Annotated in this window: 13 protein-coding genes; 9 read left to right on the forward strand and 4 right to left on the reverse strand. The window is 46.1% G+C overall.

Annotated elements, in window-relative coordinates:
- Positions 1-29: 29 nt before the first annotated feature.
- Positions 30-2,453, forward strand: coding sequence for a ribonuclease R (gene rnr, locus Q4Q50_RS15170; protein ID WP_006083048.1), 2,424 nt, complete (start codon positions 30-32; stop codon positions 2,451-2,453).
- On the forward strand, positions 2,454-3,194 hold the full coding sequence (gene rlmB, locus Q4Q50_RS15175) for a 23S rRNA (guanosine(2251)-2'-O)-methyltransferase RlmB (protein WP_006083047.1): 741 nt from the start codon (positions 2,454-2,456) through the stop codon (positions 3,192-3,194).
- Between the two features lie 144 nt (positions 3,195-3,338).
- Here rlmB and Q4Q50_RS15180 read toward each other — a convergent pair whose 3' ends face one another.
- The gene (locus Q4Q50_RS15180) at positions 3,339-4,781 is read right to left on the reverse strand and encodes an MFS transporter (protein ID WP_311900018.1); all 1,443 of its coding nucleotides are present in this window, start codon (positions 4,779-4,781) and stop codon (positions 3,339-3,341) included.
- Positions 4,782-5,018: 237 nt separating this feature from the next.
- The gene (locus Q4Q50_RS15185; protein WP_006083045.1) at positions 5,019-5,762 is read right to left on the reverse strand and encodes a DUF481 domain-containing protein; all 744 of its coding nucleotides are present in this window, start codon (positions 5,760-5,762) and stop codon (positions 5,019-5,021) included.
- 213 nt (positions 5,763-5,975) lie between these two features.
- On the opposite strand from Q4Q50_RS15185, the gene rpsF reads away from it, so the two are divergent.
- The 4 genes from rpsF to rplI are packed head-to-tail and all read left to right on the forward strand — an operon-like array spanning position 5,976 to position 7,414.
- Complete coding sequence (gene rpsF / locus Q4Q50_RS15190) at positions 5,976-6,371, forward strand: 30S ribosomal protein S6 (RefSeq protein ID WP_006083044.1); 396 nt, start codon at positions 5,976-5,978, stop codon at positions 6,369-6,371.
- A gap of 8 nt (positions 6,372-6,379) precedes the next feature.
- Positions 6,380-6,685, forward strand: a complete 306-nt coding sequence (priB, locus tag Q4Q50_RS15195) for a primosomal replication protein N (protein WP_006083043.1) — start codon at positions 6,380-6,382, stop codon at positions 6,683-6,685.
- A gap of 12 nt (positions 6,686-6,697) precedes the next feature.
- Entirely contained in the window at positions 6,698-6,925 is a 228-nt protein-coding gene (gene rpsR / locus Q4Q50_RS15200) for a 30S ribosomal protein S18 (protein ID WP_006083042.1), read from the forward strand.
- Positions 6,926-6,961: 36 nt separating this feature from the next.
- The gene (rplI, locus tag Q4Q50_RS15205; RefSeq protein ID WP_311891234.1) at positions 6,962-7,414 is read left to right on the forward strand and encodes a 50S ribosomal protein L9; all 453 of its coding nucleotides are present in this window, start codon (positions 6,962-6,964) and stop codon (positions 7,412-7,414) included.
- Positions 7,415-7,681: 267 nt separating this feature from the next.
- On the opposite strand, the gene Q4Q50_RS15210 is transcribed toward rplI, so the two are convergent.
- Positions 7,682-9,880 carry a S46 family peptidase gene (locus Q4Q50_RS15210; RefSeq protein ID WP_311900020.1) on the reverse strand — a complete coding sequence of 733 codons (2,199 nt, stop codon included), beginning with the start codon at positions 9,878-9,880 and terminating at the stop codon, positions 7,682-7,684.
- Positions 9,881-10,005: 125 nt separating this feature from the next.
- Between Q4Q50_RS15210 and dnaB the strand changes: the two genes are divergently transcribed.
- Together dnaB and alr are read left to right on the forward strand one after the other, a co-directional pair.
- Positions 10,006-11,412: a replicative DNA helicase gene (gene dnaB, locus Q4Q50_RS15215; protein WP_106649436.1), complete on the forward strand. Its 1,407-nt coding sequence runs from the start codon at positions 10,006-10,008 to the stop codon at positions 11,410-11,412.
- A gap of 103 nt (positions 11,413-11,515) precedes the next feature.
- Positions 11,516-12,592 (forward strand): alanine racemase, encoded by a 1,077-nt coding sequence (alr, locus tag Q4Q50_RS15220; RefSeq protein WP_311891236.1) that lies wholly within the window; start codon positions 11,516-11,518, stop codon positions 12,590-12,592.
- A gap of 550 nt (positions 12,593-13,142) precedes the next feature.
- Here alr and Q4Q50_RS15225 read toward each other — a convergent pair.
- On the reverse strand, positions 13,143-13,607 hold the full coding sequence (locus Q4Q50_RS15225; RefSeq protein WP_006083037.1) for a chemotaxis protein CheX: 465 nt from the start codon (positions 13,605-13,607) through the stop codon (positions 13,143-13,145).
- A gap of 555 nt (positions 13,608-14,162) precedes the next feature.
- Between Q4Q50_RS15225 and Q4Q50_RS15230 the strand changes: the two genes are divergently transcribed.
- Positions 14,163-16,355 carry a TonB-dependent receptor gene (locus Q4Q50_RS15230; RefSeq protein ID WP_311891237.1) on the forward strand — a complete coding sequence of 731 codons (2,193 nt, stop codon included), beginning with the start codon at positions 14,163-14,165 and terminating at the stop codon, positions 16,353-16,355.
- Positions 16,356-16,420 lie beyond the last annotated feature (65 nt).

Here is a 16,420-nt window from a genome sequence, read left to right on the forward strand (position 1 = left end):
AATCTAGAGACACATTATTTGGATATTGAATGATCAAAGACCCTCATTTTGAGCGTGAACAGGATAAGTACGAAAACCCTATCCCAAGCCGTGAGTATATTATCGATTACTTACGTTCTCAGAAATCACCTATCACTCGTGACAGTATTGCCGCGGCGTTAAACATCCAAGAGGAAGAACAGCTTGAGGCTCTGCGCCGTCGCCTACGTGCGATGGAACGCGATGGCGAACTTGTGTTCACCCGTGGGCAGAGCTATGGCTTGCCCGAGAAAATGGATCTTATCCCCGGCACTGTACTCGGACACAGAGAAGGCTTCGGCTTTTTCAAACCCGATGAAGGCGGTGATGACTTATTTATTTCGAACCGCGATATGCTGATGTATTTCCACGGTGATAAAGTGCTGGCGCAAAAAGCGGGCACAGATCGTCGTGGTCGCCGCGAAGCGCGTTTGGTGCGTTTGATCCAGCCGCGCAGTGCCGCGATTGTTGGCCGTTATCATGTTGATAGCGGTATGGCATTTGTCATTGCCGATGATAAGCGTATTACCCAAGAAATCTTAGTCGCGAATGAAGATCGCAACGGCGCCCGTCAAGGCGATGTGGTTGTGGTTGAATTAACGCGTCGCCCAGGTCGTTTTGTTAAGGCTGCGGGTAAAGTGACTGAAGTGCTTGGTAAGCAAATGGCGCCGGGGATGGAAATCGAAATCGCCCTGCGTAACTATGACTTGCCCCATACTTGGTCACCTGTGATCGAAAAGAAACTGCGCCGAATTCCCGATGAAGTGACCGATGCCGATAAAGTCGGCCGTGTAGATTTACGTCATCTGCCATTAGTGACTATCGACGGTGAAGACGCTCGCGATTTTGACGATGCCGTGTATGCGGAGAAAAAAGCCGGTGGCGGCTGGCGTTTATGGGTTGCTATTGCTGACGTTAGTTATTATGTTCGCACCGATTCGGCCTTAGATACCGAAGCGCGTGCCCGTGGTAACTCAGTGTATTTCCCATCACAAGTGATCCCTATGCTGCCGGAGAAAATCTCCAATGGCCTATGTTCACTTAATCCTCACGTCGACCGTTTATGTATGGTCGCCGAGATGACCGTGTCTGCCAAAGGCAAGTTGTCGGGTTATAAGTTTTATCCTGCTGTGATGTATTCCCATGCCCGTTTCACTTATACCCAAGTGGCGGAGATGTTAGAAGGCGGCCCGATTGCACCTGAGCATGAAGCCTTGTTCCCGCATCTGCAGTGTTTACAGTCATTGTATTTAGCGCTAGATGAGCAAAGAGCCGAGCGTGGTGCGATTGCGTTTGAAACCATGGAAACGCAGTTCATTTTCAATGAGCAGCGCAAGATTGATAAAATCGTGCCGCGTGGCCGTAATCAAGCACATAAAATCATTGAAGAATGCATGATTTTAGCCAACGTTTCTGCAGCTAAATTTGTGAAGAAACACAAAGGCGACGTGCTGTACCGAGTGCATGAAGCGCCATCTGAGCAAAAGTTGGCGAACTTTAAAGAGTTCCTTGCTGAGCGTGGTTTGACTATGCCTGGCGGACTTGAGCCAACGCCGTCTGATTACCAGAACGTGATGCTGCAAATTGCCGACCGTCCCGATGCTGAACTTATCCAAGTGATGTTGCTGCGCTCTATGCGTCAGGCCATTTACACTCCAGATAATGAAGGTCACTTTGGTCTAGCCTTAGAAGAGTATGCGCATTTTACCTCGCCCATTCGCCGTTATCCGGATTTAGTCTTACATAGAGTGATCCGTTATTTACTGGCGAAGGAAAGAGGCGAAGCCACAGAAAAGTGGACGCAGGATGGTGGCTACCATTATCAACTCGATGAACTCGACCAATTGGGCGAAGAGTGTTCAACCACAGAGCGTCGTGCCGATGAAGCGACTCGTGATGTTAGCGATTGGCTCAAGTGCGAGTTTATGCAAGATCACGTCGGCGATACCTTCGAAGCTGTGATTGCCTCAGTGACGAGCTTTGGTTTGTTCGTGCGCTTAAATGAGCTGTTTATCGATGGCTTAGTGCATATATCAAGTCTAGGTAGCGATTACTACCAATTCGATCCTATGCGTCAACGCCTTATCGGTGAGCATACAGGCCAAGTCTATCAAGTGGGCGATCCTGTGACGGTTAAGGTCGCTGCTGTTAACTTAGATGACAGACAGATTGATTTAGTCATGCTGGGCGATGACGGCAAAGGCGGCAAGCGTAAAGCATCTGCCAGCCGTGATAAGCCGATGACTGCCCGTGAGCGTGTTAATCGCGAAGGTGCTAAGCAAGGCAAAGCGGGTAAAACCGCAACGCCTAGTACTAAGGCTGAAGCTGGCAAAGCCAAACCTAAGGCTAAAGCGGGCACTAAAGCGAAAAAGACAGCAGTAAAAGATCCGGCTAAAAAGCCAAAAGCCGCTAAGCGGAGCACGAGAAAGAAATAAATGAAAAAACAAGATATTATTTTTGGGATCCACGCAGTTGAAGCTCTGTTAAAACACAGCCCTGAGCGCATTATCGAGTTATGGCTCTTACAAGGCCGTGACGATGAGCGCTTAACTGTGCTTGCCAATCAGGCCAAAGCCTTTGGCACTACGATTCAAGTCGCTTCTCGTAAAGCCTTGGATGACAAAGCGGAAAGCAGCCAACATCAAGGCATAGTCGCGCGCGTTAAAGCGGCGAAAGTGTTGAATGAGCAAGATCTAGATGTGCTGCTTGCCAACACTGAGCAACCATTTCTGCTGATTTTGGATGGCGTGACGGATCCCCATAACTTAGGCGCTTGCCTACGTAATGCCGATGCGGCTGGCGTGCAAGGTATTATCGTGCCTAAAGACAACTCAGTCGGCTTAACTGCGACTGTCAGTAAAGTGGCATGTGGCGCGGCGGAAACTGTGCCTCTATTCCAAGTGACTAATCTTGCGCGCACTATGCGTCACCTGCAGGATAAAGGTGTATGGATTGTGGGGACGGCGGGCGAGGCAGATTGCGAGCTTTATCAAGCCGATCTTAAAGGGCCACTGGCGATTGCCATGGGGGCGGAAGATAAAGGTTTACGCCGTTTAAGCCGTGAATCTTGTGATTCACTGATCTCTATCCCTATGGCCGGTAGTGTGTCGAGCTTGAACGTATCGGTTGCGACCGGTATTTGCTTATTTGAAGCTGTGCGTCAGCGCCGCAGCTAATACGCTCATGCTTGCCTGATATCGCATATGCGGTCAGGCTTGCTGTAACGACTTGTTGCAGTAACTATTTGTTGTAGTTAGCATTAGCAGTAATAAAAGACCGATTAACTTTAAACAGTTAATCGGTCTTTTTTGTTGGCCTTTTTATGTCTGCGCTTTGTCTAGGTTAACCAGATGGCTATCGGCTTCATCCGTTTGAACGGCTTCTGGCTCTGCTTGTTCGATATCGAAACTGAAGGTGAGTTGTTCCTCATCACTGTCATTTGCGTCGATAATATCGTCATCGACGCCATCAGCCCCTAAATCATGCTCAGATTCATCTAGGTTAGCACTGGGCGTCATATGTTCTTGAATCGATTCAACATCAACCCTAGGGTCTAGCGCCGCCGCCAGTGGTGAAGAGACTAAGTCGCCCGTCGCCATTATGTAGTCTTGGGTGACATTGGTTTCGACTTTTTGCTGTGAATGCACGTAACGTAGCCGCACAAACAGGATCAAGGTACAGGCAGACATAAAGCCATATAACATGCTGTTGCCAAGCCATTGCATTAACGTTGAGGCGATCAGTGGACCGATACTAGCCCCTAAGCCGAAGGTTAATAAGATGGTGGCAGATAAACCGACCCGCTCATTCTGTTCGACTCGTGAGTTAGCCAGTGCCGTAGCAAGTGGATAGAAGGTGAAACCTAAAATACCAAACAGGAAGGTCATCACCAGCGAAATCACTGGATGATAGGGCGTTAAGGCGATGGCTAAGGCTAAGATGCCAAGCAATATACAGTTGATACGAATAAGGCGGCTGCGGGACATAATGTCGGACAGTTTCCCCATAGGCCATTGTGCCAGTAATCCCGCTAAAATTGTTGCTGTCATATAAGTGGCGACTTTTTCAGGCGGCAAACCTAAGTTACTAGCATAGGCGGGCGCGAGACCATAAAACGAACCCACTATCATGCTACCAATCGCGATGGTTGTGAGTGCCTGCGGCGCTTTTTTCCAGTAATGGGCAATTTTGAGTGGAGCTGGGACCAAAGGCGCAGGGTGAAGACGACGCGTGAGTGAAATCGGTACGATACAGAGTGAGAAACAAATCGCGATCAGCAGTAATGGCTCAAGGCCTAATTCGGGGAAGATGCTGATTGCGCCTTGGCCCAAAATCAAACCGAAGTAAGATACGATCATATAACTCGCGAACACTGTGCCCCTTTGGTTACTTTCGGCTTGTTCGTTAAGCCAACTTTCGAGCACCATGTATTGGCACATCATTCCCATGCCGACAACGAGCCTGAGGAGCAGCCAAACCGCGAGCTCATCCACAAGTGCATGACCCAATGCAGATGCCGCGACTATACCTGCACTGGCAACAAAGGCGCGTATATGACCCACTTGGGCGATAAGTCTATGACCAATCTTAGAGCCCGCCACTAGGCCAACATAATAGGCCGACATCATGCCGCCTATCCATATCTGTGGCACATTCATCACCGAGAGCCTGAGCCCAAGGTAAGTTGTGAGCAAACCGCCGGCCAGTACCATTAACAAGGTGGTGCTATATAAAGAGGCGAAAGTGCGCAGCGGATTAGTCATATACAACTCCGAAAACACAAACAAGATTGATAATAAACCGTGAGTATATCAGGGGTTGGTGTTTATGTTGTGTTGCAAATTGTTGGTAAATCTTGATTAATTGCGCATTTCTGCTCAAAAAATCCTTAGATTATGTCGAAGTGACTTGAGAGGGGGCGGAGGAACTTTCACATTGACGCCAGCCGAAGATGACATTGGCGTCGTGTTCTTGTATTGCTTCGGATTATCTAAAAGCGGTTATCTAAAGGTATAAAGCAGGTTGAAGGTGGTGATGGTATCTGTCTGCTGGCTACCTTCTGGAACTACTTCAGTGTATTTGATGTTCATGCCGATTTTAAAAGCCCAATCTTGGAACACCAGATTCTTGTAGTTCATGTCTAAGGTAAGGGTATTGTTGTTCTCGCCCATTTCCGCAGTTAAATCGGCATTGAGACTACTGTATTCCTGCAGTTTTTGAGAAAACTTTGCAGCGGTACGCAGAATGACATCTTTCTCAGCATCAGGATTGGGAATATCGACAGATTCGGCCGGTAAGTTATATCGATAACCGGGGCCGACTTCGAGACTGAGTTTGGTCTTGTAGCTACTGATGGCATTAAAACCGTAACCACTCGAAATAGTTGATATTTGCGTGTAACTACCGAATTGATCCCAAGTGAAATCACCGCGTCCGAAGATATAACCCTTAGTGAGTTTATAGTTCGACTGGAGTTGGAGTTCGTATTTTTCGGAAGTCGTCTTGCTTTTTTCTGAGGCAAAGTAGGCTTTGAGCGTGGCTTCTTGCTTGGTTTGCTTAGTGTCGTAAATCAGTTGGGTTCGACCGTTAAAACTGCTGGATTCGGTATTGCCTGTATTCAGTTGCAAACCCGCTTCGATTTCTGCGGTAAAATCGCTGGGCGGTTCCTGATAATCAGGTGGAACAAGCGCAAGCGCAGGAAATGAAAGGGAAAATAAAAAGATTGGCGCAATAACTTTTAGCATTATGTTTTATTCTTGGTTAGCTGATGTCAGACGTCCGAATATAGATGAAGCGCCATCATACCTGTATTGATTGGCGAGGCAAAGTTATTGCTTGAGTTTCTGGCTTGCTTTCTGTACTATCTCGCGCTCAAATCAGTCACTATTTTTCGTTCCTTGCCTCCATTTGGTTTGACTGAGCCAATACCGAGGCTACATAACCGTAAGGAGCAATAAATGCGTCATTACGAAATCGTATTTATGGTTCACCCAGATCAAAGTGAACAAGTACCAGGTATGATTGAGCGTTACACAGGTGTTATCACCGAAGCTAACGGCACAATCCACCGTTTAGAAGATTGGGGCCGTCGTCAACTGGCTTACCCAATCCTTGATCTGCATAAAGCTCACTACGTTCTGATGAACGTTGAAGCTAAAGCAGAGACGATTGAAGAGCTAGAAACAGCTTTCCGTTTCAACGACGCAGTTCTGCGTAACATGGTAATGCGTACTAAAGTTGCCGTTACTGAAGCATCTCCAATGGCTAAAGCTAGAGATGAGCGCGATTCACGTCGTGGCCCAGCTGGCGAACGCTCATACGATGAAGCTCACGCTGAAGAAATCGCTGAGTAAGGTAATCTGTGACCACCAATAACTTGGTGTTGTCAGGAACGATAACTCGTTCAAGACGCTTTAAAAGCCCAGCAGGTATTGCACACAGTGTGATAATGTTGGAACACAAATCGCAGCGTTATGAAGCAGATATGCTCCGCAACGTCTACGTACAAATTCAAGTGATATTGAGTGGCCCACGCTTTGAAAGCGTCGCAGAAGATCTGAAAGCAGGTGTGGAAGTTCAAGTGCAAGGCTTTATGACGCTTCAACAGGGGCGCAATGGTCAAAACCGCTTAGTTATCCATGCCGAAAATGTCGAATTGAAAACTTAGGAGACTGTCAACATGGCACGTTATTTCCGTCGTCGCAAGTTCTGCCGTTTCACCGCTGAAGGTGTTGCAGAAATTGATTACAAAGATATCGTTACTTTAAAGAACTACATCACTGAAAGTGGCAAGATTGTTCCAAGCCGTATCACTGGTACTAGTGCTAAATATCAGCGCCAACTAGCTCGCGCTATCAAGCGTGCTCGTTATCTTTCTCTACTGCCATATACTGATTTACATCAGTAATTGCAGTATTCCTAATCGAATATAGAGGATTTGATAATGAACGTTATTCTGCTTGATAAAATCGCTAACCTAGGCAACTTGGGTGACCAAGTAACAGTTAAGGCTGGTTACGCACGTAACTTCCTTTTGCCACAAGGTAAAGCTGTTGTTGCTAACGAAAGCAACGTTAAAGTATTTGAAGCTCGTCGCGCTGAATTAGAAGCTAAATTAGCTGCTGAATTAGCTGCTGCTAACCTACGTGCTGAGAAAATCACTGCACTGGAAGCTGTTGTAATCGCTTCTAAAGCTGGTGATGAAGGCAAACTGTTTGGTTCAGTTGGCAACCGTGACATCGCTGATGCAGTGACTGCTGCTGGTGTTGAGCTGGCTAAAGCTGAAGTTCGTTTACCATTAGGCGCTCTGCGTACTACTGGCGACTTCGAAGTTGAAGTTCAGTTACACACTGAAGTTAAAGCTGTTGTTAAAGTATCTGTGGTTGCAGAAGCTTAATTACGACTCGCTTTAAATATAAAAAGACACCGCCTAGGCGGTGTTTTTTTATGGCTGAAATTTAGGATTTGAGTGTATTTAGGTTTGGATATCGACTCTGCGATGGATTTAATGCGATTGGTATAATTGCTAGGTGATATACGCCTATTCATTCAATCTCATCATCTCAAAGTGCATTCGCTGCTAAAATACGAGCCCAAATTAAAGCCGCTTACTGCAGAACAGTGAGCGGCTTTTTGTTTAGAGCAACTGATTTAGCTCAAGGTATTAATTTCTCACTAAATCCAGTTCTTTAATCAGATTATCGGCATGGTCGACTTCGTCCATCATCCACAGGATATAGCGGATATCTACGTGCACGGCACGGGTGATGGTTGGGTTGAAGAACCAGTCTTTAGTAATCGCTTCATAGGTGGAGTCGAAGTTAAGGCCAACGAGTTCTCCTTTACCGTTGAAGACGGGTGAGCCAGAGTTACCGCCTGTGGTGTCAACGCTCGATAAGAAGTTAACCGGTACAGAGTTAAATTCTTCGGGTTTGTCTAAGCAAGAGAAGAGTCTGCAAATCCAGCCGCGGGGATCTTGATAAACCGACTTCACTAAATGATTGCCAAAACGTTGTTCGGCAATCGCATCGAGTAGCTTTTTCGGTGCATTGTAGGGCTCTACGCCTGTGTGTTTTGCGACTATGCCATCAAGACGAGTAAACGGCTGTTTGTAGAGCGCATCACGGGATTGATAACCATCGACCATACCGTAGCTGATACGTAGCGTACCGTTGGCGTCAGGGTAGACCGGCCAGTTGTTGGCTTTATAGTAGTCAATCACGGCGGCCATGTAGTCTGGGCGAGCAGTGGATAACTTGCCGTCTAAGATTTTTTCCGTTTTTTCCTGTGCCATATTGGTGTCGTAAAGGGCAACGGCTAAACGAATAAAGGGATCGGCACTGGTTTCGAAGGCGTTAACATCGGCATTCATCCACGCCAGACGTTGGGCTTGGTCTGTGAGCGTAGTGAGTGAATACAAACCATCGAGTTTAGCCGCGAGATCTACGTCTTTACTATTAACACTTAACATTTTATCGAGCGCTGCCACGCGATTCGATTGGCCTAGGTAAGCATTTAAATCCTGTAACCACAATGTCTTATCGACTTTGACATCGAAACTCGAATCGATACGTTTAAGGCGCGAGCTCAGCATAGCCATATCACGCTCTTGATAGCCTTGTTCACGTTCGGCATCGGGCTTTTGTTTTTCTTTCGCAAGACGATACAAGCTGTTTGCTGCGGTTAGCAGGGTGCTCGATTGGGCATTAGTAAAGTAGTAATTACTTTGGAACGCCTGTTGTTGCTCGGCAAGTAGCACTTCTAACTCAGCGATGAGGTTTTGATTTAGCTTAGGATTTTGTTTAAGCCAAGCTAAAAAATTATCCTCACGACTTTGTTTAATGCCCACGATATCCGTGGCTTTAAAACCCGCTAACAGGCCGTTGAGTTTTTTCATTCGGTTGGCCATTGAAGCCATATTACCAGCGTATTTAATGGCGATGTCTGCATCTTTTTGTCCCATAGCTTCGATAGTATCAATCTGTAATTGATAGCGTTTAGCTTGGGTGGGATACAGCCAGTCACTGGCAAACTTAAGTTCACTAGTAAGATTATAGCGACTGGTTGAGCCTGGATAGCCTGCGACGAACACGCCGTCACCGGCTTTCACGCCATCGGCGTTAATTTTAAGGTAACTCTTTGGCTTGTAAGGGATGTTATCGTCGCTATAGGCAGCGGGTTGGCCGTCTTTACCCACATAAGCCCGTAAGAAGGCAAAATCACCTGAATGACGTGGATATTCATAGTTATCGATGTCGCCGCCAAAGGCGCCGACACTTTCTGGTGGTGCATACACTAAGCGTACATCGCGGATCATCAATTGCTTGATTAAGTAATATTCTAGGCCGTTATGGAAACTGCGGACATTACAGCGATAATTCGCATCGGCTTCACAACTCTTGATCAGTTCTTTGCTGTGATTTTGAATATCTTCGTAACGGCTCAGCGGATCTTGGCTCAGGCCTTGATTGATTTGGGCGGTGACATCGGTTACTGCCTCTGTGATGTATAAACGTTCGTTAGGACCGGCAGAGGGTTCCTTGTCCATTGATGTCGCTAAAAAGCCTTGTTCGAGATAGTTATGTTCTTTCTTAGTGTTATATTGTATCGCCTTGAAGGCACAATGGTGGTTTGTCACAACTAGCCCTTGGGGGGAGACAAAACTGGCGGTACAATAGCCCAGCCCTACAACGGCGTTCATGGGATAACTTGTAAGATCGGCCAGTTTTTCTGCAGGAATATCGATTCCGCGTTCACTGAGTTTGTCTGCAATAGAAGGCATTTGATAAGGTTGCCATTGTCCTTCGTCGGCAGTTGCTATGCCGGATGTCATTACTAAGGCCGCAACCAATGCAATACGCATGTTCTTTCCTTATTGATTATTAGAGTGTCCGTTGGAATGAGATAACAGGCGAGTGTAAACATCCTGTTTGCTTGACGCGGGTTTTATATCATATTTTGTTAAGTTGTTGGAAATCGGGAGCGTTAATGTCACAACAAGGTGCTTTTAAGCCTAAAAGTAAGCCAAGAGATTTGCAGCTTGATGGACTCAAGCTGCCACCGCATTCAATTGAGGCTGAACAATCGGTATTAGGCGGCTTGATGTTAGATGCCGAAGCGTGGGACAGGGTAGCTGAGGCCGTCGTAAAAGATGACTTTTACTCCCGTTCACACAAGATGATCTTCTCTGCCATGCACAGATTGGTCGATTTGGGGCAGCCGATCGATTTGATCACGGTTTCTGAACAGCTCGAAGTTGAAAATCAATTAGAAGATGCCGGTGGTTTTGCCTATTTAGGTGAGATTGCGAAAAATACCCCAAGTGCGGGCAACATTTTATCCTACGCTGAAATCGTCCGTGAACGTGCCGTAGTACGTGACATGATCCGCGTCGCGCACGAAATTGCCGATGCGGGTTACAACCCAGAAGGCCGCGACTCGGGTGAATTACTCGACCTTGCTGAGAGTAAAGTCTTTAAGATCGCTGAGATGCGCACCAATGCCAATGAAGGTCCCGAAGGCATTAAAACCATTCTAGAAAAAACCGTCGATAAGATTGAGCAGCTTTACAATAACCCCCACAACGGTGTGACAGGGGTATCGAGCGGCTTTAACGATCTGGATAAGATGACCGCTGGTTTCCAGTCCGGTGACTTGATTATCGTTGCGGCGCGTCCTTCTATGGGTAAAACCACCTTCGCGATGAACTTGTGCGAACAAGCCGCAATGAATGAAGACAAACCTGTGCTTATCTTCAGTCTCGAGATGCCGTCAGAACAGATTATGATGCGTATGTTGGCCTCCTTGGGCCGCGTCGATCAAACCAAAATCCGTACTGGCCAACTCGATGATGAGGATTGGGCGCGGGTTTCATCGACCATGGGGATTATGCTCGAGCAAGGCAAAATGTATATCGATGATGGTTCGGGCTTAACGCCAACTGAAGTTCGTAGCCGCGCGCGTCGTATCGCTCGTGAATACGGCGGCCTGTCGATGATCATGATAGATTACCTGCAGTTAATGCAGGTGCCCGCCTTGAAAGATAACCGTACCTTAGAGATTTCTGAGATTTCACGCTCGCTCAAGGCATTAGCTAAAGAGTTGGAAATTCCGATTATTGCTCTGTCACAGCTTAACCGCTCGCTCGAGCAAAGGGCCGATAAACGCCCGGTAAACTCGGATTTGCGTGAATCGGGCGCTATCGAGCAAGATGCGGATCTCATCATGTTTATTTATCGCGATGAAGTGTATAACAACGATTCTCAAGATAAAGGTACGGCCGAAATCATTATTGGTAAGCAACGTAACGGCCCGATTGGTCGGGTGCGACTCACCTTCCAAGGGCAGTTTTCGCGCTTCGATAATTATGCCGGACCTCAGTTTGAAGAAGACTAAATTCATGTTTGAAAATAGTAAATTTGCGTATGCAGAAGACGTGCTGTGCTGATGTATTTTTTATATCCGTGACTTTTTATTTCCTGAGTGAGCAAGGTAAATTTTGAACCCTTTTCCCCGTGCAGAAATTAGCAGTAGTGCACTGCAAACCAATCTCGCTGCGTTGCGTCAACAGGCACCAGCGAGTCGCGTAATGGCCGTCGTTAAAGCGAACGGCTATGGTCATGGATTATTGAATGTCGCTAATTGTTTAGTCAGTGCCGATGGCTTTGGCTTAGCACGATTGGATGAAGCCTTAGAATTACGAGCGGGCGGCGTGACAGCTCGGTTGTTATTGCTGGAAGGTTTTTTCCGCGCCACCGATCTCCCGTTACTCGTCGGGCATGATATCGACACTGTGGTGCATCATAGCTCTCAGCTTGAGATGTTAGAGCAAACCGTGCTGCCTAAACCTGTGACTGTTTGGCTGAAAGTGGATTCAGGTATGCATCGCTTAGGCTTTACGCCCGAGCAATTCTCAACGGTTTACGACCGATTAATGGCCTGTTCCAATGTGGCAAAACCGATTCATTTGATGACGCATTTTGCCTGCGCAGATGAGCCAGATAACACTTATACCTCAGTGCAGATGGCGGCTTTTAATTCCTTAACGGCTGGCTTACCCGGATTTAGAACCTTAGCCAACTCCGCCGGTGCCTTGTATTGGCCGCAAAGCCAAGGCGATTGGATCCGTCCGGGAATCGCACTCTATGGTGTGTCACCTGTCACGGGAGATTGCGGTGCGAATCACGGACTAGTACCTGCGATGGAACTGGTATCACAGTTGATTGCGGTGCGGGATCATAAAGCCAATCAGCCAGTGGGTTATGGTTGTTTCTGGACCGCGAAGCAAGATACCCGTTTGGGTGTTGTCGCAATTGGTTATGGTGATGGTTATCCCCGTAATGCACCGGAAGGTACACCTGTGTGGGTCAATGGTCGTCGCGTACCCATAGTTGGTCGCGTCTCTATGGACATGTTGACTGTCGACTTAGGCCAAGATGCGCAGGATAAGGTTGGCGATAGCGCTTTGTTGTGGGGTAAAGCATTACCCGTAGAAGAAGTCGCTGAGCATATTGGTACTATCGCTTATGAATTAGTCACTAAGCTCACCCCAAGGGTTGCGGTTTGTTTAGCTTAGCTTTGTTAACTTCATCGCGTGAGTTTACTCTCATGAGCTTAATCTCGCGTGCTTGGTCTCATGAGACTAGCCTGGTGAAATGAACCTCGTTAGCTTGAGTGTCTTCAGCTTGAAATGCAGAATCATAAAAACGGTGTGTTAAACACCGTTTTTTATTTGTAGAAAGTATAAGATGAAGTCTCGTGGTTAATCATCAGCACTATGTTTGCATCTACTGATTGCAGTGAATAAAACCGTCATAGGTTAGTCATTTTTGCAGTGTATGTGTGCTGAGCGAGTAGGGCTTAGATAAGCGCATTTCAGTTAAGTACTGATTTGATGTGCAGGCTGGATGACTCGATATGTTTACGGATAGAGCCGCGCGAATTGAAGTGGTCATTAGACACTAATGAGACAGTGAAATGAATGGTAAAAGTATATTCAGGTGCTGGTAATCCAGCCGTTCTGATCTTTGTTATCTAGCTTTAAATAAGCAAATGAAACATAAGATCCAGAGCGACAGGAGCGTTAATGTAATTTGAGCCATGTTGGCTTGGTACATTTTAAGCTTTTAGTTTTCAAAGCATATTTCGATATAAGCAGTCCCATGTGGGCTGGTAAAAGGCATGATAATCTTAGTGCCATTGGCTTTATGGGAAATGGTATGGCCTTTTCCTGACACGACCATAGGGGTGGCCATTTCAAACTCATAGCCTTTCTGACCCAATAGATTTTTTGCGCCTCCAGTCACCATGTTGGTGATTTCACCCACTAGGTCAGTCACTTCCTCGTTAATTTTACCCGGGTTTTCGCCCAGCATATTCTGCATTATCTGCAAAACTAGCTTTTGTTCGAAGGTAATCGATAGTGATCCTTTTGTTTGAGGGCCAACGAGTCCAATAAGGCCTGACACATCCCCCTTTGCTAAGTTATCTGATTTGATTTGAGGTTTGCCCGGCGTCAAATCCATGCTCGCCATAGTTGAGATGACATTGAGCAGAGATTGGAGGAAAGGATTAATAAAATTAACGTTCATGCCTAAGTTTGTCCTCTTTTGAGCCTAAACCATGGAGTAATGGCATGGCTTAAGGCTATTAGAAAAGTTGCTTATTGACAGCAATCTTGATCACACTCTTCAGCTTAGATGACACAAATGGAAATGTGAGGTTAATTTCACTATTTTCTTGTTATTTAGCGTAAAGAGCTTTCCATGAAAATGCTTAAAACGATACTGCAACAGCACATTTTTACATGATATCCACTCAGGTTAGAAGATGGATTTCAATCTAAAGGCTGATAGTGCTGGTTATTATACTGCAAATTGAGGATCACGGTCATTTCAGTAGACGTTTAAAGTTTTAATGTTAAATTTCTTTATTTACAAATAATTATGAAATTTTAACCATAAATTTAGCTCAAATGATGCCTGTAGCATTTAACGATGATAAAAGCTGAAACTGTGATTTACATTAAACTTGAATGTAAATGATAATAGTTATTGATCACATAAATGATTTTACATATATTAGCGGGCGATTAACAGGTGGGGGACATCTGTTACAGGGTTTAGTCCGCAACAGGAATGCTTTTAATGAAATTTGCAAAACGCCGCAATGGCCGAGTCGCACTCGGCGCCCATGTTTTAGGTTCATTAACTATAGGTATGGCTGTATCAGCTACCCCTGCGATAGCAGCGGAGCAGGCACAAGTCGCTGGTAAGAAAGTCGAACATATTGAGGTTAACGGCGAATATTTGGGCTACAACACGCGCAAAGTACAATCCGGTAAATTTACTGATGATCTGCTCAATAGCGCTAAAACGGTCACTGTGATTAATCAAGATCTGATCAAAGACATGGGGGCACAAAGTTTTACTGATGCTCTGCGTGCAACACCTGGTATTACGCTTGGTACGGGTGAAGGTGGTAACCCCTATGGTGACAGGCCGTTTATTCGTGGTTATGACGCTCAATCTTCAACGTTTATTAACGGTATGCGGGATGTGGGCTCCCAGAGCCGTGAGACTTTTAACATCGAACAAATTGAGGTGCTAAAGGGGCCGAGTTCTGTTTATAACGGCCGTGGTGCAGTTGGCGGTAGTATCAATATCGTGACTAAAAAAGCCCAAGCCGAAGATTTTATTAATGCGGATGTTGCGATTGGTACTGATGCTTTAAAACGCGCCAGCCTTGACGTTAACCATGTGATTGCAGATGAAGCTGCCGTGCGGGTGAATCTAATGGCGCACGATGCCAATACACCAGGTCGTGATGAAGTCTCTGGTAATCGTTGGGGCATTGCACCCTCGGTGACATTTGGCTTGACGACACCCACTAAGGTGACGTTGGAATACTATCATTTTGAAAACCATGACATACCTGACTATGGGATCCCCTATGATCAAGCGACAGGTAAGCCTGCCGATGTTGATCCCAATAACTTCTATGGCTTATTGTCGCGGGATTTTCGCGATAATAATGACGACACAGCTTCAGTGCTGATAAGCCATGACTTCAACAATGACATGCAATTTACGTCGACCTCAGTGTATAGCCGTAATACCAATTATTACATTGTGACCAACCCCGATGACACGACAGGCAATGTCGCCAATGGTTATGTATGGCGTAACACTAAATCACGCCATTCAGTCACTAAAACGCTCGCGACCCAATTACAACTGGCGGGTGAGGCTAAACTGGCTGGATTCACCAACCGCTTTGCGATTGGCACTGAATTTAGCAACGAGCGCACCAGTAACTTAAGTTATACGGTCGATACGGGTAATGGTCGTAATGCGGGTTGTAATGATGCACTACTGGCTAATTACAATTGTACTTTGTTATCGAAGCCTAATCCTCACGACCCTTGGGTCGGCAGCGTGACGCTAGGGACTGATGCCACTGTGACTGAAACGGACACTCGCTCAGTTTATGCCTTTAATACCATAGAGTTGAATGAGTCTTGGATGATTAACGGCGGCGTGCGCTGGGATGATTACAGCACTGCTGCACAGAACTCGACTTCGTCACTATCCAATGACGATGATTTTTTAAACTACCAACTATCAGTGCTGTATAAACCTGCGGTCAACGGCAGTATCTATGCGGCGTGGGGCACATCTTCGAATCCGCCAGGAACATCTAATGGCGATGGTTCAGATCGTCTTGGTAGTAACAATGAAGATTTAAAGCCTGAAGATACTGAAAGTTACGAGCTAGGTACTAAGTGGGATCTCTTTAGTGGCCGTTTATCGCTAAATGGTTCAGTATTCCAAATCGAGAAAAACAACGCTCGCGTTGCGACTTCTGCTGATCGCAATTCACCGCAAGAAAACGTCGGTGAGCAGAAAGTGAAGGGCTTCGAAATTGGTTTTTCAGGTGATATCACTGAGCATTGGCATGGATTTGGTGGATACACCTATCTTGATGCTAGTCTAGAAAGTAATGGATTTAATGCCGCTTTCGATGGCAATCGTTTCCCTAATACGGCCAAAAATAGCATCAGTTTATTTACGACTTATGACATTACTGAGCAGTTAAATGTCGGAACTGGCGCCTACTATATGGGTCAGGTTTATGGTAATACCGCCAATACCTTATCGATTCCTTCATACTGGCGTTTTGATGTGGTTTCATCTTACAAGATGAATGACTTTCTGACCCTGCGCTTGAATGTGCAAAACCTAATGGACGAGCGTTATTACGATAAAGCCTACACTGCGCATTTTGCTAACATGGCGCCCGGACGTTTGGTCATGCTCAGTGCCGATATGCATTTTTAATGTCAGTCATTAGTTAATGTGACGGCAGCCCTCGGGCTGCCTTTTATGTTTTATAAACGGTATAA

Source organism: Shewanella scandinavica (assembly GCF_031932065.1).
In the GTDB taxonomy this organism is placed as follows: domain Bacteria; phylum Pseudomonadota; class Gammaproteobacteria; order Enterobacterales; family Shewanellaceae; genus Shewanella; species Shewanella baltica.